The organism is Maribellus mangrovi (genome assembly GCF_037646455.1).
Taxonomy (GTDB): domain Bacteria; phylum Bacteroidota; class Bacteroidia; order Bacteroidales; family Prolixibacteraceae; genus Draconibacterium; species Draconibacterium mangrovi_A.
Window position 1 is genome coordinate 518,254 of the sequence record NZ_JBBIXN010000004.1, and the last position, 21,436, is coordinate 539,689.

Consider the following 21,436-nt stretch of genomic DNA (forward strand, 5'->3'; position numbering starts at 1 on the left):
ATTAATAATCGGATTTAACTCGGAGGTTTCCGGTGTGACTTTCTTTTTACAAACAAAGCAAGTTGTATTAATGCTTCCCATTCGAATATGTTTGGTGCAAAAATAAGAAAATATTGACGATGCGGGAAATGACAACATTTGGCAGTATCCCGCGTTTTTTGCGGTCGATTTGTCTGAAAAAGTGATTATTTAGTGTTTGGCACATTTATTATACAGCTGTGATACAATAGTGAAACAATAGTTTTTTTAGCCTGCACATTTGATTAAATTTGCGGTGCTTGATTTTAACGTTCAATTTGAAATAAAATGGCATTTGTAACCAAAATTCTGGGGAAGATCCTCGGAGATAAATCGGAAAGAGATATAAAGGAAATTTCTCCAGTTATTGAGAAAATAAAGGAAGAATATAAAAGAATAGAGCAACTTTCGAACGACGAACTTAGGGTTGAATCTGATAAGTTAAGGCAGATTATTGCTGAACGTGTTAAGTCGGAAGAAGACGAAATAGCGGCACTCAAAAAAGAAGCCGAAGAAGTTGAGATTCAGGATACTGAAAAAATATACGAACGCATTGATAAGCTTGAAGAGCAGATCGATGATAAACTGGAAGAAGTTCTGAATGAGATTCTTCCTGTTGCCTTTTCGGTGGTTAAAGAAACCGCTCGTCGTTTTGCCGAAAACGAACAGGTTGAAGTTACCGCCAACGATTTTGATAAAAACCTTGCAGCTTCACGCGACAGCATTAATATAAAAGGCGACAAAGCATTGTGGAGCAACACCTGGCTGGCCGGAGGATCTCCGGTAACCTGGAACATGATCCATTACGACGTGCAGCTGATTGGTGGTGTTGTATTGCATCGAGGAAACATTGCCGAGATGGCCACAGGGGAAGGTAAAACATTGGTGGCCACACTGCCTGTTTTCCTGAACGCACTTACCGGAAAGGGAGTGCATGTGGTTACAGTGAACGACTACCTTGCCAAACGTGATGCCGAATGGATGGGACCGATCTTTGAGTTTCATGGACTTTCGGTTGATTGCATCGACAAGCATCAACCTAACTCCGAGGCACGTAGAAAAGCCTACAATGCGTCGGTAACTTACGGAACAAATAACGAGTTTGGTTTCGATTACCTGCGCGACAATATGGCCATCAACCCTGAGGACCTTGTTCAACGTAAACATCAGTATGCAATTGTCGATGAGGTCGACTCGGTGCTGGTTGACGATGCACGGACTCCCCTGATCATTTCAGGGCCGGTTCCTAAAGGCGAAAATCAGCAGTTTGAAGAATTGAAGAGCTATGTTGAGCGTTTGTACAAAACTCAGCGCGACCTGGTAAATAAAATTTTTACCGATGCGAAAAAGTTGCTGAACAAACCCGATGCTACCGCCGAAGAGAAAAAGGAAGGTGGATTGTTGCTGCTGCGTGCACACAAAGGTTTGCCAAAAAATAAATCGATCATTAAATTCCTGAGCGAGGAGGGAAGGAAAGCTATTCTGCAAAAAACAGAGAATTTTTACATGCAGGAGAACAGTAAAAATATGCACATTGTTACTGATCCACTGTACTTTATTATCGATGAAAAACAAAATTCAGTAGAGTTGACCGATAAGGGAATCGATTTGATTTCGCAGGGAATGGAAGATTCCGAATTCTTCGTTTTGCCCGATATGGGAAGCAAAATGGCCGAGTTGGATAACTCCGAACTGAGTCCTGACAAACTTCAGGAAGAAAAAGATAAATTGTTGCAGGATTATGCGGTTAAATCGGAGCGCGTTCATACCATTAACCAGTTGTTTAAAGCCTACACCATGTTCGAGAAAGATGTGGAATATGTAGTTATCGACAACAAGGTGAAAATTGTGGATGAACAAACCGGCCGTATTATGGAGGGCCGCCGTTATTCCGATGGATTGCACCAGGCGATTGAAGCCAAAGAACAGGTGAAGGTAGAGGCGGCAACACAGACTTTCGCTACCATTACGCTTCAAAACTATTTCAGGATGTACCACAAACTGGCGGGTATGACAGGTACTGCAGAAACCGAAGCCGGTGAGTTCTGGGACATCTATGAACTTGAAGTTGTGGTGATTCCGACCAATAAACCAATTGTACGTGACGATCGTCAGGATCTGGTATTCAAAACCAAACGTGAAAAGTACAATGCGGTTATCGATGAAATTGTGAACCTGCACAATGCCGGCCGACCGATTTTGGTTGGTACAACTTCGGTTGAGATATCGGAATTGTTAAGTCGCATGTTAAAAATAAAAGGAATTAAGCACAATGTACTGAATGCTAAATTACACGCCCGTGAGGCCGAAATTGTTGCCGAAGCCGGTCAATCGGGAACGGTAACAATTGCTACCAACATGGCAGGTCGTGGTACCGATATCAAGTTGACTCCGCAAGTAAAAGAGGCCGGTGGTTTGGCGATTATCGGTACAGAGCGTCATGATTCTCGTCGTGTCGACCGCCAGTTACGTGGTCGTGCCGGACGTCAGGGAGATCCGGGATCTTCACAGTTTTATGTTTCGCTTGAGGACGACTTGATGCGTCTGTTCGGTTCCGATCGTATTTCAGGTGTGATGGACCGCCTTGGACTTGAAGAAGGCGAAGTGATCCAGCATTCCATGATCTCGAAATCCATCGAGCGGGCTCAGAAGAAAGTGGAAGAAAATAACTTTGGAATTCGTAAGCGACTGCTTGAATATGACGATGTGATGAACTCACAGCGTGAAGTAGTCTATAAAAAACGTCGTCATGCATTGTATGGCGAACGCCTTGAAGTGGACATACTGAACATGATGTACGATTCAGTGGAGGAACTTGTCAACCAGTATCATGGTTCCGATCAGTTCGAAGACTTCAACATGGAACTGATGCGATTGCTGTCCATCGATTCACCGGTTGATGTGGAAGAATTTAAGAAGCTTAATCCAACTGAAATCTCCGAGCGCATTTACGAGAAGATGATCAACGGTTATAACCGAAAAGTGGACACTATTGCCAAGCAGGCATATCCGGTGATCAAAAATGTATACGAAACGAAGAAAGAGGTTTATAAAAATATTGTGGTGCCGATTACCGATGGTAAACGCATGTTCCAGATCATCTGTAACCTCGAAAAAGCCTACGACAACCAGGGAAAAGAGCTGGTAAAATCGTATCAGAAACAGATCGTATTGAATACTATCGACGAAGGCTGGAAAGAACAGTTGCGCGAAATGGACGATCTGAAGCAATCGGTACAGAACGCTACCTACGAGCAAAAAGATCCGCTCTTGATTTATAAATTCGAATCGTTTAACCTGTTTAAAGTACTGATTGATAAAGTAAATAAACAGGTGGTTTCAACACTTATGAAAGGTCAGATTCCGATTCAGAGTCCTGATCAGGTGCGCGAAGCAGAAACCCGTCGGAAAACGGATATGAGTCGTTACAAAACTCAAAAATCAGAAGTTCCGGGTGCGGAAAATGCAATGGAAGGAGCGAATACTCAAACACAGGAGCGTTCGAAACCGCAACCGGTTACGGTGGAGAAAAGAGTGGGAAGAAATGAACCCTGTCCGTGTGGAAGCGGTAAAAAGTACAAACACTGTCACGGTAAATAATAACAAAAGCCCAATTAAACGAAATTAGAATGGTACCAATCCTGAATTTTATCCACTGGAGTGTTGATCCCGAAATTTTCCACATTGGTTCTTTATCGGTTCGCTGGTACGGACTTTTGTTCGCATCAGGTTTTCTGATCGGATATTACATTGGCGAGTACATGCTAAAATCAGAAAAAGTAAATCCCAAGTGGATTGACAGCCTTTTCTTTTACATGATTATAGCCACAGTGGTGGGAGCAAGGCTTGGACACGTATTTTTTTACGGATGGGATTATTATTCGCAAAATCCGGGAGAGATCATAAAGGTGTGGCACGGAGGTTTGGCCAGTCATGGAGGAGCCATTGGTATTTTAGTGGCCTTGTACATTCATTCAAAACTGGTAACTAAAAGAACCATGCTTTGGACACTCGACAGGGTGGTCGTGCCTACAGCTTTGGTGGCAGCTTTTATACGTACCGGAAACCTTATGAACTCTGAGATTTACGGAGTTCAGACCAGTTTGCCCTGGGGATTTATTTTTGAAAACAACGGAGAGACGGTACCAAAACACCCGACACAGATTTACGAAGCACTTTCCTACCTGCTGTCTTTTGGTATTTTAAGCTACTTATACTGGAAAACCAATTCAAAAAATCGTCCCGGTTTAATATTGGGAGCATTCTTTGTTTTGATATTCACTGCAAGGTTTTTTATTGAATTTATTAAAGAAGACCAAGAAGCGTTTGAAGCCGGTATGGCATTGAATATGGGGCAGTGGTTAAGTATCCCGTTTGTCCTTGGAGGGATATTTTTAATTATCAGGGCAATAAAAAAGCCTGAGGTAATATTCAACAACAGGTACTAAATATTTGTTAATATTGGGTAAAATACCATTTGGTGTTTTGTTGGAGCTTTGAAAATGACTTATTTTGCAATTTAAATACGAATAACAAGGATTATGTTAGAGATAGGAAAATATAAAATGGTGACGTTGACGTACGATTTGCGTATCGACGACGAAAAAGGCGAGATGATCGAGCAGGCAACAGTAGATAAACCGCTTCAATTTCTTTACGGAGCAGGAGTTATGCTGCCTAAATTCGAAACGCATTTGGCCGGATTGAAACAAGAGGATCCTTTTCAAATTAAACTTCCGAAAGCCGACGCATACGGAGAGGTAAACAACGATGCAATCGTTGAATTGCCTAAAAGCGTATTTCTGGTGAACGGAGAATTTGATAGCGAAATGATCAGTGTGGGAAACATGGTTCCTATGATGAGTAGTAATGGCCAGCGTATGAATGGTCTTGTTCTTGAAGTAACAAACGAAATTGTAAAAATGGACTTCAATCATCCTTTAGCAGGCGAAGATCTTTTCTTCTCCGGTAAAGTAATTGAAGTGCGTGAAGCATCTGATGAAGAAGTGGCCCAGATACTTTCCGGCGGCGGAGGTGGATGTGGCTGCGGAAGCGGCGAAGATAACTGTAGCAGCGGCTCTTGTGGAACCGAAAGTGGCGGCAGTTGTGGTTGTGGATGCTAATTTAGTTTTAAATATTAGTTCAATTTAATATCTTTAACCCTGTTTTCTTAAAAGAAGACAGGGTTTTTCACTTCTATGAATACATTCGGAAATATTTTTAGGCTTACATCATTTGGTGAATCTCATGGCAGAGGCATTGGTGGAATCATCGATGGTTGTCCCGCCGGACTGAAAATTGATGTAGATCTCATCCAGAAAGACTTGTCGCGGAGAAAGCCCGGTCAATCGAAAATTACCACACAACGAAAAGAGGCTGATCAGGTTGAATTTCTTTCGGGCATTTTCGAGGGAAAAACACAGGGAACTCCAATCGCATTTGCTATCTGGAACAAAGATCAGCACTCGAAAGATTATAATAACCTCAAAGATATTTATCGTCCGTCGCACGCCGATTATACCTACATTCAAAAATACGGTACCCGCGATCATCGTGGAGGAGGCCGATCTTCGGCACGCGAAACCATTGCCAGGGTAGTAGCCGGTGCTATTGCAAAACAATTACTGGCTCAGGTTGGAGTCGATATTCAGGCTTTTGTTTCGCAGGTTGGCGAAATCGAACTGAAAAAATCGTACCTCGAACTCGACCTGTCGAAAACCGAAGATACCATCGTTCGTTGCCCCGATCCTGAAACCGCTGAGCTAATGATCGAACGCATTGTTAAAGCAGGAAAAGACCACGATACTGTAGGTGGTGTTATTACCGGTGTGGCAAAAGGAATACCTGCAGGTTGGGGCGAACCCGTATTCAATAAGCTTCATGCCGATCTTGGTTTTGCCATGCTCGGAATTAATGCCGTAAAAGGTTTTGAATACGGATCAGGATTTTCAGGAACCAAATTAAGTGGTTCTGAACACAACGATGTATTTATCAATACCGATAAAGGCGTACGTACAAAAACCAACAATTCGGGAGGTATACAGGGTGGAATTTCAAATGGCGAAGATATTTATTTCAAAGTCGCATTTAAACCCATCGCTACTTTGTTAAAAGAACAACAAACCGTTGATAAGGAAAATAAAGAAGTCACCATAAATCCTAAAGGAAGGCACGATCCGTGTGTGTTGCCAAGAGCAGTACCGATTGTTGAGGCTATGGCCGCGCTGGTACTTGCCGATCACTATCTATTAAATAAAATTAACTCGAAATAATTATGCCCAGAAGAAAAAGAAACAGAAGAATTCAGGTTCCTCCGGTAATTAAAGGGATGTCAGTTTTTGGCGTACGCGGCCGAAAATCGAATGAAGTAATCCTTTTATTAGAGGAGTACGAAGCCATAAGGTTGCTCGACTATCAACACCTGACTCAGGAAGAAGCTGCGGTATACATGGATGTCTCACGTCCTACGCTTACCCGGATTTACGAAGAAGCCCGAAAAAAAGTGGCGACCGCCTTTGTTGAAGGTAGAGACCTCATTTTCAGAGGTGGCGATATTTATTTCGATAAAAACTGGTACAAATGCAACGGATGCAAAGCCAGTTTCAGCGATTATGACGAAAAAGTAGAAGCCTGTCCGGTTTGTGCTTCGAAGGATGTGATGTCGTTAAATGATTACTTTTCTGAATAAAAGAAAACCTCCGGCTCAATAGCCGGAGGTACCCAATTAAGTTGTGATAAAACCAGAGCCCTAGTACACTAGGATTAATGCAATTTACGGCGAAAACGGTATTCAAGTCAAGTCAAAAAGCCTTCATTAACAAATATTTAATCCTCCAAAAATCAAAGTATCTTTCAAAATGCCTGTTATAACTGGCTTGCATTAATTTTATTTCAGACAAGAAAGTCTTATTTTTTTTATTAACCAATAGTATTTTCTCAACAAAGTTTATCATATATATTTGTGCGTTAAACTAAAGTAATGTTATGAAGGTCCGCAAATTGCTACGAATACTACACCGCGATTTTGGTTATTTTATTGTTGGAATGACCATTGTTTACGCCCTTTCCGGAATATTCCTGAACCACAGGCACGACTTTAATCCCGACTATAAAATTTATACCGCTGAATTTATTGTACAAAAAGGGAATGCCGTCGATTTCGATGAGAATAGAATACGATCTATTTTTAATGAACTTGAATACGATCTAACTTACAAAAAACACTACATCAGTAACGAAGGTTTTGTGCGTGTTTTTATCGAAAATGGAGAAGCAGTGATCGATCCGGTAAAAGGAGAAGGCGTTTTTCGATATTTAGAACCGCGGCCGCTGATCTTCGAAATGAACAAACTACATAAAGCCACTTTAGGTACCACCTGGAAATGGGTGAGCGATATTATGGCCGTAATCCTTTTGCTAGTGGCCATAACCGGAATTTTTCTATTGAAAGGAAAACGCAGCTTTATGCGTTGGGGCTGGTGGTTGATGATTGCAGGTTTTATTGTACCTTTGGTTTTTGCTTTGTTATTCATCTAACCTTTAAATTTCTAGATATGAAAAAAATTGCATTATTAAGCTTCTTGATGGTATTCCTGTTTTCGTGTGGACAACAGGCCAAGAAGTCGGAAACAAAATCGGAAGACACACCTAAAGAGGTCGTGGTAATGAGCGTCGATCAGGTGTTGGAACAAGCTTCGGATCTGGCTGAGAAGGAAATTGCTGTGAAAGGAACAGTCATGCATGTTTGTCAGCAAGGCGGACAGCGTTGTTTTCTGATGGGAAGTAACGAAGATATTACTATCCGGGTTGAAGCGGGTGAAAAAATTGGAGCATTTTCACAGGAACAAATGGGTAGCGAATTGGAAATCACCGGCGTGCTAAAAGAAGTACTTACCGATGCTGATGCTCACAATCCGGGTGCAGAACACGGTGAGGCAGAACACGAAGAGGATGCTGAAACACAGGATGCACACAAAGTTCTGGCTGAAAACCAGGCGGCTGCCGAACGTGTATTCTTTATCGAAGGAGTTACAGTTAAAGAATTGTAGATATCACAAGTACGATAGGAGGGGGAGAACAAATTATTGTTCTCCTTTTTTTGTGTCTTCTGCTGGTATAAATTCTATCGAAACTGAATTTACACAGTGCCGGGTATCTTTATCGGTAAATCCTTCGCCATAAAAGACATGCCCGAGATGACCTCCGCAATTGGCACAGGTAATTTCTGTTCTACGCCCATCGGCATCCACCGATTTAAGCACTGCACCTTCAATTTCATCGTCGAAACTTGGCCAGCCACAATGCGCATCGAATTTATCTGATGAGCGGTAAAGCGGCGCCCTACATTGTTTACACACATAAGTACCTTCCCCTTTAAAATCATAATATTTTCCTGTAAAAGGACGTTCGGTACCTTTTTCTATAATTACGTAATGTTCAAATTCGGTAAGTTGCTTATAATTCATTTCTTTTTCTTTCTTTGTTTTTTGCTGCTGTTCGTTCTGTGCACTCAAACTGAATGCAAAAAATACCAGTATGCCTAAAAATATTGTTTTCATACTACTTAAACACTTTTGACGGTGGTCTGGTTTAATACATTTTTGTTGAAAGAAACACAAATATTTTTAGCGATCTTTACGCACTATGGAACTTGAAATACGATATCAGGATGAGCATTTGATTGCGGTGAACAAACCGGTTGATCTGCCTGTGCATAAAAACGATTTTATGCCCAACGATGCGGCCTATTTAACGAAGTTGGTTGGCGACATGACCGGAAAGTGGATCTACAATGTTCACCGGCTCGATTCAAAAACGTCGGGTATAATTGTGCTTGCATTTTCTTCTGAGGTGGCACACGAAATGGCTTTGTTATTCGAACGCAAGGAAATCACAAAAACATACCATGCAATTGTTCAGGGAAATCCCGGCAGTGGTGTTTTCGATAGAAAGGTAGTGGTAAAAAAGAAATCGAAATTCAAAAAACCAGCCATCACTCGTTTCGAAACTTTACAAACTGTTTCATCATCTCATTCCTATAAAGATAAGGAGGAAGTTCAGCTGAGCCTGGTAAAAGTAATGCCTGAAACCGGTCGCTGGCACCAGATCAGGCAGCATTTTGCACACCACCACCACGATATATTAGGCGATACACACCACGGTGATTTTACCTTAAATAAACTGGTAAGCGCCGATACTGGCGTCCGACGCTTATTTTTGCATGCGAGCTCTCTCGAATTTAAACATCCGGTTACGAAAGAGCAGATTATTTTCGAAGCAGAACTTCCGCTGGAATTTTCTACAGTATTGGATCATTACGGAGTGTAGTCCTCTTTCATCTGCTCATTGAGCCTATTTGTCGAATAAATTGCATTCATTTTCAGAATACTCAGAAATTTGAGGTAACGAATTGTACGCTGGTGCGTCATAATGAAAACAAATTTTCGAGTTATGAAAAAATATGCATTTCTCCTCGTTGTCTTAATTGTGGTTTTAACTTCCTGCAGTTACGAACCCGGTGTTTCTGAAGCTTACAATAAATATCGTTTTAAAGATGGCGTTGTTACGGTTTCCGTTCCGGGCTGGTTGATTCATCTCGCAGCAGGATTTACCGAACTGGATGAGACCGAACGTGAATTGCTTGAAAGTATTGATAAAGTAAAAGTGATTGCCGTTGATGATGACGAATTAAACCGGCGTATCGATCTTCATGAAGAATTTTATCAGCAAATTCATGACAGAAAAGAATATGAAGAATTGCTGGTTGTTCGCGATGAAGATGAGAGCGTGACTATATTCGGAATCATGGACGATGAAAGCGTAATCAGGGAAATGTTGATTTTGGTAGGAGGCGATGATAATGCAATGGTTTATATCAAAGGAGAAATCAGGCCGGAGATTCTGAATGATAAAATCGACCTGACCAATCCGGACCGGTTTTTAAGTCTGAATTTTTGATCGTAATTCAATAATAGATAAACTAAAACCCGGAATATTTATAGGAAATATTCCGGGTTTTATTATGCTGTGAATATTCTATTCTTCCGTACTATTCTTCCGTAAAGAATTTTTCTTTGTGTTTTTCTGCCAGCGCCATTAACTTTTGGGCTACTTCAGGATGCTCACCGATAACGTTTGTCGTTTCGTAAGGATCGTTCACCATATCAAATAACGAAAGATCAATGTGTGCTTGTTTGTATTTCCCGGGTATTCCGTTTTTGCCTTTTATATCGGTCATGGTGCGGTAATTATGAGGCAAATGCAACTTCCATTTTCCATCGCCGCTAATCACTGCTTCAAAATTACTGTTATTGGTAAAAGCGTAGTATTCATGCGGATTTTCAGCATCCTCATTCCCGGAAATGATTTCCCAAACATTTTTTCCGTCGATTTCAGTTTCCGGAAGCGGAACACCAGCCAGTTCGCATAAAGTCGGTAGCAGATCGATGGTCATCATGGTACGTTCCGACTGTTGTCCGCCTTTCAGTTCTTTTGGGTATTTAATGATAGTGGCCGAGCGTGTTCCACCATCAAAAGTGGTTCCCTTAGCTTCGCGGAAAGGAGTTGTACCTGCGTGGTTCCCGTATGATATCCACGGACCGTTGTCCGAAGTAAATATCACGATCGTGTTGTCTTCTAATCCGTTATCTTTTAAGGCCTGATTGATCTGTCCAACCGACCAGTCAACTTCCAAGGTCACATCACCATAAAGTCCAACTCCCGATTTGCCTTCGAATTCAGGGCTTACAAATAGTGGAACGTGTAACATGTTATGCGGAACATACAACAAAAATGGTTCATCTTTTTGTCGGTTGATAAAATCAACTGCGCGTTCGGTATACCATTTCGTCAGCATTTTTTGATCGGCTGAATCCACATCTTCAATAATGACTTCTCCGTTTTCCCAAAATTGCAAGGGGTACCGTCCCCAGTATTCAGGAGATTCGGGATGATACTTCCACATGTCATTGGAGTACATCAAACCACAACTTTCGTCAAATCCACGACTATGCGGCCGTGTATCCGGTTGATCGCCACAGTGCCATTTCCCAAAAACCGCAGTAGAATACCCCGCCTTTTGAAAGACTTCGCCCATGGTAGGGAAAGTAGTTTCCAGTCCGCGTTCTTTTGGACCGTGTGCTCCAAAAACTTTGGTCCGGCCAGGGTAACAGCCCGTCAATATTGCTGCCCGCGATGCAGAACAAACAGCCTGCGGCACATAAAAATTCTTAAACATGATTCCTTCATCGGCAAGTGTATTCACATTAGGTGTTTCTATTTTTTGTTGCCCAAATGGGGAGAAGTCGGAGTATCCTGAGTCATCCAGAAAAATGATCACAATGTTTGGTTTTTGTGGTGTCTCGGTTTTATTGCTGCATCCATTCAGGATAAAAACTGCCAGGAGAATAAGCATCAAATGCTGATAAATCTTCATAATAATTTATAAAAGGTATTTCGCACAAAGTTAATAAATCTGCAAGTATACAAATGGGAAAATGTTTTTTTCAGCTGAAACTTCTGAGTCATTTTTTGAAGATTGCATGTCTTGTTTTATTTTTAGTTAAAAATTAAGGCTGATGAACTTAAATTGGTTGACCTTGATTGTGCTTTTGTTGGGAGGTCTGGCACTATTCCTTCATGGAATGAATGTGATGACCGACGGATTAAAAGCTGCGGCAGGTAGCCGTTTAAAAATGTTTTTAAAAGCCATGACCCGCAACCGCTGGACGTCTTTGCTGGCAGGTACCGGAATCACGGCCGTAATTCAATCTTCTTCGGTAACTACTGTTTTAGCTGTTGGTTTTGTTTCCGCCGGATTACTTTCGTTTCAAAGCACGCTGGGCGTAATTCTGGGAGCCAATCTCGGAACTACAATTACAGCCCAGATCATTGCCTTTAAAATTACCAGCGCCTCCTGGGTGATGATTGCTTTCGGGTATTTGTTTCGGGTGATATTTTCCAAAAAATCGTTTAGCGAGTTTGGTACTATAATTCTTGGACTCGGTATGGTTTTTCTGGGGATGACGGTGATGAGTGAAGCCACTGAGCCGCTAAAAACCTACGAACCTTTTATTCAACTTATGAAAGGGCTCGATAATTATTTACTGGCTATTCTTATCGGAACGGTATTTACTGCCGCCGTTCAAAGTTCTTCGGCAACCACGGGTGTAGTAATCGTACTGGCTTCGCAGGGACTGGTGAGTGTTGAAGGCGGTATTGCTCTCATACTTGGAGCGAATATTGGAACCTGCATAACAGCAGTATTATCAGCAATAGGAAAACCACGTGAAGCCATGCGGGTGGCGATGGCTCACATTTTTTTTAATGTTGCCGGAGTAATGCTCTGGTTTGGATTTATCGATCAGCTGAAAGAAATTGTGCAAGTGATTTCGGAGGGAAATCAGGCCAGGCAAATTGCCAATGCACATACCATTTTCAATGCGGCCAATACTATAATTTTTATTTGGTTGGTTAATCCGGTTGCTAAACTGATATTATGGCTTAATCCTGAACGAAGAACAGAACCGGAACTGCTTTTTCCGGAACTTCACAGTTATTTTCTCGAAGATAAATCAATGGCCCTTGATCTTGCCAACCAGGCAATCGTAAAACTGGGCAAACGAACAATGAAGATCATCGATCGTGGAATTCAAACTGCTACAAGAGGCACGGCTGCAGAATTAGCCGGTCTGAGGAAAAAGGATGAAGCGGTTGACAGAGGGCATGCCGAAATTCTGAGTTTCTTACAAAAAATACGTCGCATGACACTGAACCAGGATGAAGCAGAACGACTGGAGAACCAGGTTGAAGCCGTAAATGTATTGGAGACAGCAGCAGATTTGATAACGACAGATCTGGTTGAAGCGGCAGAACATCGCATTGAAAAAGGATTTGTATCATCGGAAATTACCCTGAATATGATAACCCGATTGTATCGTGTTGCTGCAGAAGCATTTGCGGAGGCACTGGATGAATACAAGGGAAAAGAAGTGCAGGAGAAAGGTGCATTGGATAAAGAAACATTTAAAAACCGCTTGCAGGAAGTGCGGACCTACCTGGCACAACGTTTATCGGAAGAGGATGATAAACGAATCAGTATTTACCGCTTTGAATCAGAAATTCTGGAAGCTATTCGCCGATTGCATAGTCTTTCCAGAAGATTAGAAAGGAAAGCAGGATGACTTCTGTAAATCCATAGCACCCCGCTTTCCTAAGTAGTTGATTTGTCAGCACTACTTCTTTATGATCTTTCTAACAAAACTATTACTCTGAGAATTTATCACAACTATGAACATTCCAGCCGGCTGCCCGCTCAAATCAATTAAGCTTAGCGGAGTCGAAATGGTATTCTCCATAATCTTTACGCCCACCGAATTATACACCGCATAAGAATCATTGTCGCCCATTACAGAAATTCTAAGGTGCACATTATCTGTGGTAGGATTAGGATATACTGTCAGGAATTCATCGGTATCATTTACAAAAGGAGATGCACTTGCCGACATTTTTTCGCCGGATGAAGCAGAAGCTCCACCAAACGATATCGTATAATCCTCAACTTCACCTTCAAAACCATCGTCGCAGGCAGCAGGTGCTTTTCCTGTCTTCATGGTAATCCGCATGCGAACATCCCCGGTTGCATAACCCGGGATTGCGATGGTTGAAGATACATTTCCTTTGTTATTATTTTCAGCAAGAATGGTTTCATCCGAATCATCAAAATCACCATCGTTGTTAAAGTCGATCCAGATTCTCCAAAAATTACGTGAACCTGAGAGTGAGGGAACCAGATTTACATTATAAGAAGATCCCGGAATAAGACCAATGGTTTCAGCAGTGTAATTTGAATAAGCTTCTTGGGCACTGGTCCTGCTAAAGCTTCCTACTTCAACCTTGTTGATGTAATTATCGGCACTATTAATATTGGTTGGGGTGCAATACGAAACGGCTCCCATTTCTTTTACGGTTATGATTTTTGATTTTGATTTTGTTGAAGGATCAAATCCATCTTTACCAACTGTAAGACTAACATCATAAACCCCGGCTGTTGGATAAGTCACCGTTGGATTCTGGAGTGTACTTGATGTTTTCTCAGCTCCGGGGAACGACCAGCTATACGTATCAGGTTCGTTTGATGAAAGATCGGAGAACTGAATGCTTTCTCCAACATAAATCGTATACACGTTTGCTGCAAAGTCGGCAACCGGAGGTTCGGGTTGTGGCGCATGAATATTAATGGTAAAGTCTTCTATTTCTCCCATATCAGAGTATCCACATGCTGTTGGATCTGATTTTCCCATGGCCACGCGCATTCGTGTAGTCAGTTCTAATCCATTGGCAAAGGAAAGCGAACCGCTAACCGCCGATTTTGATTTCGATGCAGTAAATACCTTTTCGCTATCGGCAAATTCCTTATCACCGTTAAAATCGATCCAGATTGCCCAGTATTCAAATTTGCTCCTTGAACTGAATCCAGGAACGAGTTCCAGTGTATAGCTATTACCGTTCTCGAAATCAAAAGTAGTTGATGTAAAATCGGCATATCCTCCATTCGATTCCGAGGTTTTTACATTATCACCAATCGACACTTTTGAAATCCACTCTTCGCTGGCAAGAGGAGAGGGTATACAGTATGCCGGTTGATATTTTTCAACCTTAACGTAATTTTCAACAGTCTTTTTATCGTTACCGCCTTTATTGGTAACAGTCAGCGATACTTTGTAACTGTTAGGGTTTTGGTAAGTGACTTTCGGATTACGTGCCGTTGAAGTGGCCGGCGTTCCTCCTTCAAATTCCCAATACCAGGTATCCGGGCTGTTTGTTGAAAGGTCGTTAAAACTGATCTCTCCTCCTTCGGTAATCGCTGTATTGTCGGCAGAAAAATCGGCTATCGGGGCAGCCGGTACGGGATCAGTTACTTCAATACACGATTTTATGGTAGTTGTATCTGAACCATCATCGTTGCTTACGATCAACGTCACATCATAACTGTCGGCACTATTAAAAGTAATTACCGGATTCTGAGCTGTTGATGTATAAACTTCATTTCCTGCAAATGTCCATTCCCAACTATTTGGTGAATTTGATGATTGATCGGTAAAAGTAACCGTTTGTCCGGTTTCAATGGAATTTGAACTGTAGCTGAAATTAGCTACCGGAGGATATAATACAACCGCTTGTTGTTGTTGTGTTACGGTTATAAATCCGGTTTTTGTCAGCTGGTTAGTACCGTCAGCGTTGGTTGTTGTCAGGGTAACGTCGTATGTTCCGGCGGTGCTATAGGTAACACTCGGGTTCTGGACATTCAGATCGTTTGTTGTTCCACCCGGAAAATTCCATTGCCATTCATCTGGACTGTTGGTTGAAAGATCGGTAAACAGAACAGTACTTCCTTCTTCAACAGTTGTTTGATCGACGGAAAAATTGGCAACAGGCGGTGTTTTTTCAATTACATTAATATATGCGATTCTAGCTTTTGTATCAGAACCATCAGTATTTGAAGCTGTAAGTGATACTGTATATGAACCTGGTGTATTATAAGTTATGATTGGATTTTTCACAGTTGACAGATCCGGAGTTCCACCATCAAAACTCCAGCTCCAGTTGGTTGGTGCATTTGTTGATAAATCAGTAAAAGAGACAGTTCCTCCTTCTTTTAACGTGGTTACATTGGCTACAAAATCAGCTGCGGGAGGCATGAGGATTCTGTTAACTGAAATATAACTGCTTACGGTTTTAGTATCCGAACCTCCCGAGTTTGTAACGGTTAAACTTACTTCGTAATTTCCAGGTGTATCATATGTAACTGTGGGATTTTTAGCAGTTGAGGTTGCCGGATTTCCCCCTTCAAATGTCCATGCCCACGATGCAGGACTATTTGTAGATGCATCGACAAAGCTAACTTCGTCTCCTTCGTTAATTTCAATTGCATCTGAGGTGAAATCTGCAATCGGACTGGCAACCGGACCTAATAGCATACAATAACCAAATTCATCTATTGGACCTAATGTAGGATCAGAATCATCGCCATCTGCCAGATCCGGACCTGGGCAATTTGCCGGTTTGTCTCCCAGTCCCCACCAGTAATAACCATCGCCGTCGTTATCTTCGAAAACTACTTCATAATTATTAACAACACTGGTGACAGGGGTTTTAACCCCATGTGTCCAGCCAATATTCGAAATAGGAGTTTCTACATATACAAATCCGGCATCACCAAATCGAGGTCCCCAACTGTTTTTAAAGATCCAAACTGTTGTCCCAATAAGTGGATCTCCCGCCAGTACTTCTTTCCAATATCTCTGCAGACTTAAATCTCTGTAATAAATAATATCACCTTCTTTTACTACCATATAACCTACCAGGACCATGGCGTGGCTCCAATCATAAAGACCTCCACTTACAGGCCCCATCTCAATAAGCATTCTTTTAAGGTCGTCCTCGGTTCTTGGGTATTCCGTAGAACCAAAAGGAGTTCTTCCGGCTATTTTGATTAACTCCTGAGGCGAAGAACCTTTATCAGAACAGGCAAGATCCTCCTGGGCATAGGGGAATGTTGCTTCATCCACAATACCTGTGGTTGTCATATAATCAAGTGCAATTCTCGGATATCCACCGGAACATGAGCCGGCACCACTACACGATAATGCATCTTGTTCAGAAAGGTCTAAATTTAGTTGTTGGTTAAAGTAAAGGTTCGTCATAGCCTCAACAGCACCTGTTGAAGCAAAGGCCCAACACGAACCACAAGCACCTTGGTTGGTAACCGGAGAGATCCAGTTCTTACCGTGACGATCACGCCAGTCCCATTGATCAACATAAGGACTACCGCTGGTAGCCGATTTTAGATTAATATCAGTTGTTGTTTCAGTAGAAATAACCCCACCTGCATAAAATTCAAATCCGGCAGGAAAGGTACTTTGCCCATAAAGCTTTTTACGCTCAGCATATGACAATTCTGAAACACTTGTTGGTGCTGCCACCCATTTTTGACCTTTAGCTTTAAGATTTTGATTCAAACGGGTAACCTTATCTGTACTTTGTTCCTGCCGTGTTTCTTTCTGAACTTTTTTAATGTTCCGAATATCTGAACGACTTGCATAAATAAGTTTGTGCAAATTTACTTTTGAATCAATTACTTCTACCTGAAGCGCATAGGGTTTTATGCCATCCAGCAAAGCTGTTTCTTCACAACTTTCCTCGATAGTCATTTTGTTTGAACCTGCTAACAGAGGATAAGCCTCATAAATCAGGTGTTCATTAAAATTCTCGTCGATCAATACAAAACGTACCTGGCTTTTATCTTGAAGAAATTCAATTTCTGCATCAACTGCCAGACCGTAAATTTTGTTGAAACGATCCTTAAAGGGAGATATCTCTTTCGAATCCTCGAACGTTTTTTCTATTTCGATGTCTCGTTTGTCTTCTCCCAGTAACTTAAATTTGGAGTTTTGGTTTTGTGCAAGTGCTGACAAATTTACAAATGCAAAAAACACAAACAACATTAACTCTGGTTTTCTCATTGTAATAGTGTTTATGATTTAATGGTATTTTAAAATCCACTTTATTTTAAAAGTGTTACATCTGGATTGATCGCTTCTCAAAGAAAACAGTCAATCACAAGGTTCAACTCATGGGTTTCAGTTTGAAAAAAATGGATTAATAATACTTCTACAACTTAATTGAGTTATTCAAATCCAACAGATAATGCAGGTCATTCATGTAAAATGAGATCATTGGGTAGGGCTGAAGCGACAGGTAATGGCATTTTTGCTGCAAGCGAAAATGCGGGTTTGTTTGTATGTCAATTCAGATTCCTTATTGGAATCACTCGAAATGCAACTATATTATTTTCAACTTAATTGGTTACTTACCCCTTACCCTCATTAGTTATTACCTAACAATATTTCAGATCCATTTAATTAATGTAATCTTAAGGAAAGATACAGGAATACCTAATGTGAGGAATAAAGGTCAGTCACACATGTTGGTGATATCCAAAAAAATCCCATCAATCAAAATCCTAAGACTTTAATTACTGCTATACACAAAATTTTATATTGTGCTTATGTGATGGATTGTTTTAGCGTCATTCAAAGAACGGTTTTACATTTATGGGTTTGATGGCAAATATTGAAACTAATTGGCTAATTTCCAATTTAAAAAATAAACAGGATACTTTAATTTTAATTGATTTAGATGTTCATAAGTCATAAAATGCCTGTCGCAGCAAGGGTTTTAGGAAAAAAACAATCACTTTCCCGGCAATAAATAATTATAACATATTTATAATTGTTCTTAATTTGTTGATTAACAGTTACTTGTTTATGTAAAGCAAAAATGATTGTTTCTTAAATCAAAATATGAATATTGTTTACTATAAAAGTAATCGCTGAATAAATACAATTTAGTATTTTATCTCCGGGAAATTACGAGAAAAATATCCGGATTTTTACGGATTATGATTTTACGCAGAAATGTTGTATATTGTCTAAGTAATTCTACAAATACCCTTAACTCTTTTTAATCAGGACACTGTTTAGATGATTGAGCAGATGGAGCAAACTTAATATTTAGGTTTGCAAGATTTAAATGTTTAATGATAAAGAATAAGGTTGTATGTGTAAAATTGCGATCCTGGAGAATTATTCTCTCTTTTGCTCGGGTATTCGTCCGGTATTTAATGAAATTTCGGATTTTGAAGTTGCAGCAGAAGCCAAACATGTACGGGATTTCACCCCCTTGCTTAAAGAATGTAAACCCGATGTGATCATTATCGATGTATTGCATTGCGATAATGATGGAATTCTTGCGATAAAAAAAATTCGGGCCAAAAAATCAAAAACGCCTATTTTACTGGTGGTTAGTAAGGATTACTCAGAACATTTTGAGAATTATATTGCCATGGGAGTAAATGGTATGGTTTTCAACTCTTCCGGTGCGGAGGAATTGATTCTGGCAGTAAAAACGCTCATGGATGGCGGAGATTATTTCCCACCCAGAGTATGGATTTTATTAAAAGAGATGTTACGTTCGAAACGTAAGGACATCGTTCCTGATAAAGAAACAACGACCATGCTCACCAACCGCGAAGTAGATGTTTTAAGGCTATTTTGCAAAGGTTACACCTATAAGGAGATTGCTTACGATTTGAACATCAGCCCGCGAACTGTTGAGACACACAAGAAAAACATTTCTACAAAAATTAACGTACGGTCAACGGCCGAAATGGTAGAATTTGCCATACAGAATAATCTCAATTAATCCTTACTGATTTCCTATCATTCTTACGCACAAATTCTATTTCAATTTCCGTTAAATTCCTGATTGACTCCTAGCATTTATTGCCGTAACTTGCTTTTAAAATAAGGGTAGAAATACAACCTTACCCCAGGTTTATTTCGAAAAAACCAACAAAGTATTTAAGGACGCAGGAAAGTAAAAATCTTTCCGTTTTGAGGATCGGCAGATAATTATTGTAGGAAATCTTTTTTTTTAAGGTAAACCTAATTGATTATCATGATGGTAATCTTCAAAACCATTTTTTATCCTAAAATGTATTTATTATGAAAGAAAATTTACTCTTAACGAAGAGAAAGTTTCTCTTTGTTATGTTAGCGCTCTTTTTTACATCGATATGTAGTTGGCAGGTCAATGCACAGACAATAACTATCGATGGATTTACTGAAGACTGGAATGCATTGCACTCCAATCCATTACCTGATTATCGATATGTGCTGGATGCTTATGGCAGTGGCGTTGTTGATAATCAGTTTGCCGAAGGCCAAAAGGACATTATTCCTGCCGAAAACTGGGTATGGTCTTACGGGCAAACCAAAGCAAAAAACGATATTGCTAACGGTGCATTACTACTGGAAGGCCCATATTTGTATTTTGCCGGAGACCGCTTATCTAATAATGGTGACGCGCAAATTGGATTCTGGGTGTTCCTGGATGGAACCGGTCCGCAACCGCTCGACGGGAAAAAAGGTACTTTTGCCCCGCCGCATAGCGTCAATCCCGGTGATGTCCTTATTCTGGCCGATTTTACCGGAGGTGGTAGGAATGGTACAGTTACTGTTTATCAATGGGTGGGAGCCGGAAATGGTGATGGCTCTGCGCCTGATGATCATTTTATCTTAGTTGACGTTGGGACGGCAACGGTTGCTGAGAATAACGCCAGTTTGGAGGATGTTCCTACAGGCTGGAGTTATCCGGATGCTCAGTATGATTACAATACCTTTTATGAAGGAGTTGTTGATTTATCCTTTGTTCTCCCCAATCCCACAGATGCTTCAGCACTTTGTGGCTCGAGGTTTCAGCTTGAAACAAGGTCTTCACAGGAGTTAACAGCATCGCTTGACGACTTCATTGGAACACCATTTATTGAAAATATGGATTGTTCAATTGATGATTATGAAGGTCCTTCGTATCCCGGAGCTGACGACGGTTGGGCTAAGGTAAATGTTATCGGTGGTTCGCCTCCATATGAATATTCTTGGGTACCAAGTGAAGGTGGATCGATTGGATCCGGTCAGGATACTGATAGTATTTATGGTCTTACAGCCGGAACGTACACAGTAACTGTTTCGGATAGATTAGGATGTGCATCAACAGTTTGCGATGTAACAATTATTCCAAAAGCTACTGCACCAACCTGTAATGTCGAGGGTGATATTCTTGATTGTTTTGGCGATACAGACGGTACCTTAACTATTACATGGTCAGGAGGTACAGAACCATTTGCAATACTGGTTAATACTGATACCGTTGCAAAAAATGTGTATAACACGGATCAACCTTTTGTTGTTGAAGGTCTGCCTGCCGGTTCATATACTGTTGTAGTAGTTGATGCAGTTGATCCTAATAATAATGAATGTTATGCTGATATAATAGATGGAAGAGAAGTTACCTTAACTTGTCCCGAAGACACAACATTGGAATCTTGTTCTACAACTGAGATAGAATCAGTTTTTGATGCCTGGCTAACTGACGTTTTATTAGTTGGCAGCGATTCAACTGTATATAATGACTGGGATGGCCAATACCCCAGCAAATGTGGTGACACGATTCCGGTTCATTTCTGGACGAATGATGCTTGTGCAGTTCCGGCCAGCTGTGATGCGGTATTTAGAGTTCCTGGGGATAAAACAGGACCTACACTGGTAGTTCCTGTAGAAGCCAGTTTCGAATGTGAACTTGGCGATGCAGGTACAGCCACCGCGACGGATGACTGTGATGATGCACCGGTAGTAACCTTTACCGACAGTCCTGATCTGGATGAGTGTGGTCTTGGCCTGATCATCCGTACATGGAAAGCTGTTGATGATTGTGGAAATACTACTACAGGAGACCAGGTAATCACTATCTACGACGATACTGCACCTACACTGATCGTTCCTGTGGAGGCCAGTTTCGA

14 protein-coding genes and 1 pseudogene are annotated in these 21,436 nt (G+C 41.0%); 12 read left to right on the forward strand and 3 right to left on the reverse strand.

Translation table 11 applies throughout. The features are described 5' to 3' along the window. The first annotated feature begins 306 nt into the window (after positions 1 to 306). From secA to WFY05_RS17670, 7 genes are all read left to right on the forward strand, one after another. Entirely contained in the window at positions 307 to 3,618 is a 3,312-nt protein-coding gene (secA, locus tag WFY05_RS17640) for a preprotein translocase subunit SecA (protein ID WP_340114234.1), read from the forward strand. Between the two features lie 29 nt (positions 3,619 to 3,647). Next, the gene (gene lgt / locus WFY05_RS17645) at positions 3,648 to 4,466 is read left to right on the forward strand and encodes a prolipoprotein diacylglyceryl transferase (protein ID WP_340114236.1); all 819 of its coding nucleotides are present in this window, start codon (positions 3,648 to 3,650) and stop codon (positions 4,464 to 4,466) included. Positions 4,467 to 4,559: 93 nt separating this feature from the next. Then, entirely contained in the window at positions 4,560 to 5,141 is a 582-nt protein-coding gene (locus WFY05_RS17650; protein ID WP_340114237.1) for an FKBP-type peptidyl-prolyl cis-trans isomerase, read from the forward strand. Between the two features lie 75 nt (positions 5,142 to 5,216). Then, entirely contained in the window at positions 5,217 to 6,290 is a 1,074-nt protein-coding gene (gene aroC, locus WFY05_RS17655; RefSeq protein ID WP_340114238.1) for a chorismate synthase, read from the forward strand. Between the two features lie 2 nt (positions 6,291 to 6,292). Further along, positions 6,293 to 6,706, forward strand: coding sequence for a DUF134 domain-containing protein (locus WFY05_RS17660; protein ID WP_340114239.1), 414 nt, complete (start codon positions 6,293 to 6,295; stop codon positions 6,704 to 6,706). A gap of 296 nt (positions 6,707 to 7,002) precedes the next feature. Beyond that, a complete protein-coding gene (locus WFY05_RS17665) occupies positions 7,003 to 7,554 on the forward strand; it encodes a PepSY-associated TM helix domain-containing protein (protein WP_340114240.1) in 552 nt (183 codons plus the stop codon). 17 nt (positions 7,555 to 7,571) lie between these two features. Continuing rightward, positions 7,572 to 8,066: a hypothetical protein gene (locus WFY05_RS17670; protein WP_340114241.1), complete on the forward strand. Its 495-nt coding sequence runs from the start codon at positions 7,572 to 7,574 to the stop codon at positions 8,064 to 8,066. Between the two features lie 33 nt (positions 8,067 to 8,099). On the opposite strand, the gene WFY05_RS17675 is transcribed toward WFY05_RS17670, so the two are convergent. Further along, the gene (locus WFY05_RS17675; RefSeq protein ID WP_340114242.1) at positions 8,100 to 8,576 is read right to left on the reverse strand and encodes a methionine-R-sulfoxide reductase; all 477 of its coding nucleotides are present in this window, start codon (positions 8,574 to 8,576) and stop codon (positions 8,100 to 8,102) included. 85 nt (positions 8,577 to 8,661) lie between these two features. Between WFY05_RS17675 and WFY05_RS17680 the strand changes: the two genes are divergently transcribed. Next, on the forward strand, positions 8,662 to 9,345 hold the full coding sequence (locus WFY05_RS17680; protein ID WP_340114243.1) for an RluA family pseudouridine synthase: 684 nt from the start codon (positions 8,662 to 8,664) through the stop codon (positions 9,343 to 9,345). A 123-nt stretch (positions 9,346 to 9,468) separates the two neighbouring features. Beyond that, the gene (locus tag WFY05_RS17685) at positions 9,469 to 9,975 is read left to right on the forward strand and encodes a DUF4252 domain-containing protein (RefSeq protein WP_340114244.1); all 507 of its coding nucleotides are present in this window, start codon (positions 9,469 to 9,471) and stop codon (positions 9,973 to 9,975) included. Between the two features lie 91 nt (positions 9,976 to 10,066). Here the strand turns inward: WFY05_RS17685 and WFY05_RS17690 are convergent, their stop codons facing one another. Beyond that, positions 10,067 to 11,452 (reverse strand): sulfatase family protein, encoded by a 1,386-nt coding sequence (locus tag WFY05_RS17690; protein ID WP_340114245.1) that lies wholly within the window; start codon positions 11,450 to 11,452, stop codon positions 10,067 to 10,069. 142 nt (positions 11,453 to 11,594) lie between these two features. Between WFY05_RS17690 and WFY05_RS17695 the strand changes: the two genes are divergently transcribed. Then, on the forward strand, positions 11,595 to 13,199 hold the full coding sequence (locus tag WFY05_RS17695; protein WP_340114246.1) for a Na/Pi cotransporter family protein: 1,605 nt from the start codon (positions 11,595 to 11,597) through the stop codon (positions 13,197 to 13,199). 51 nt (positions 13,200 to 13,250) lie between these two features. Here the strand turns inward: WFY05_RS17695 and WFY05_RS17700 are convergent, their stop codons facing one another. Continuing rightward, positions 13,251 to 17,540: a PKD domain-containing protein gene (locus tag WFY05_RS17700; RefSeq protein WP_340114247.1), complete on the reverse strand. Its 4,290-nt coding sequence runs from the start codon at positions 17,538 to 17,540 to the stop codon at positions 13,251 to 13,253. 1,096 nt (positions 17,541 to 18,636) lie between these two features. Here WFY05_RS17700 and WFY05_RS17705 point away from each other — a divergent pair. Together WFY05_RS17705 and WFY05_RS17710 are read left to right on the forward strand one after the other, a co-directional pair. Continuing rightward, on the forward strand, positions 18,637 to 19,281 hold the full coding sequence (locus WFY05_RS17705) for a LuxR C-terminal-related transcriptional regulator (RefSeq protein WP_340114248.1): 645 nt from the start codon (positions 18,637 to 18,639) through the stop codon (positions 19,279 to 19,281). Positions 19,282 to 19,583: 302 nt separating this feature from the next. Continuing rightward, positions 19,584 to 21,436: pseudogene (locus WFY05_RS17710) on the forward strand (hypothetical protein); the annotation flags it as partial.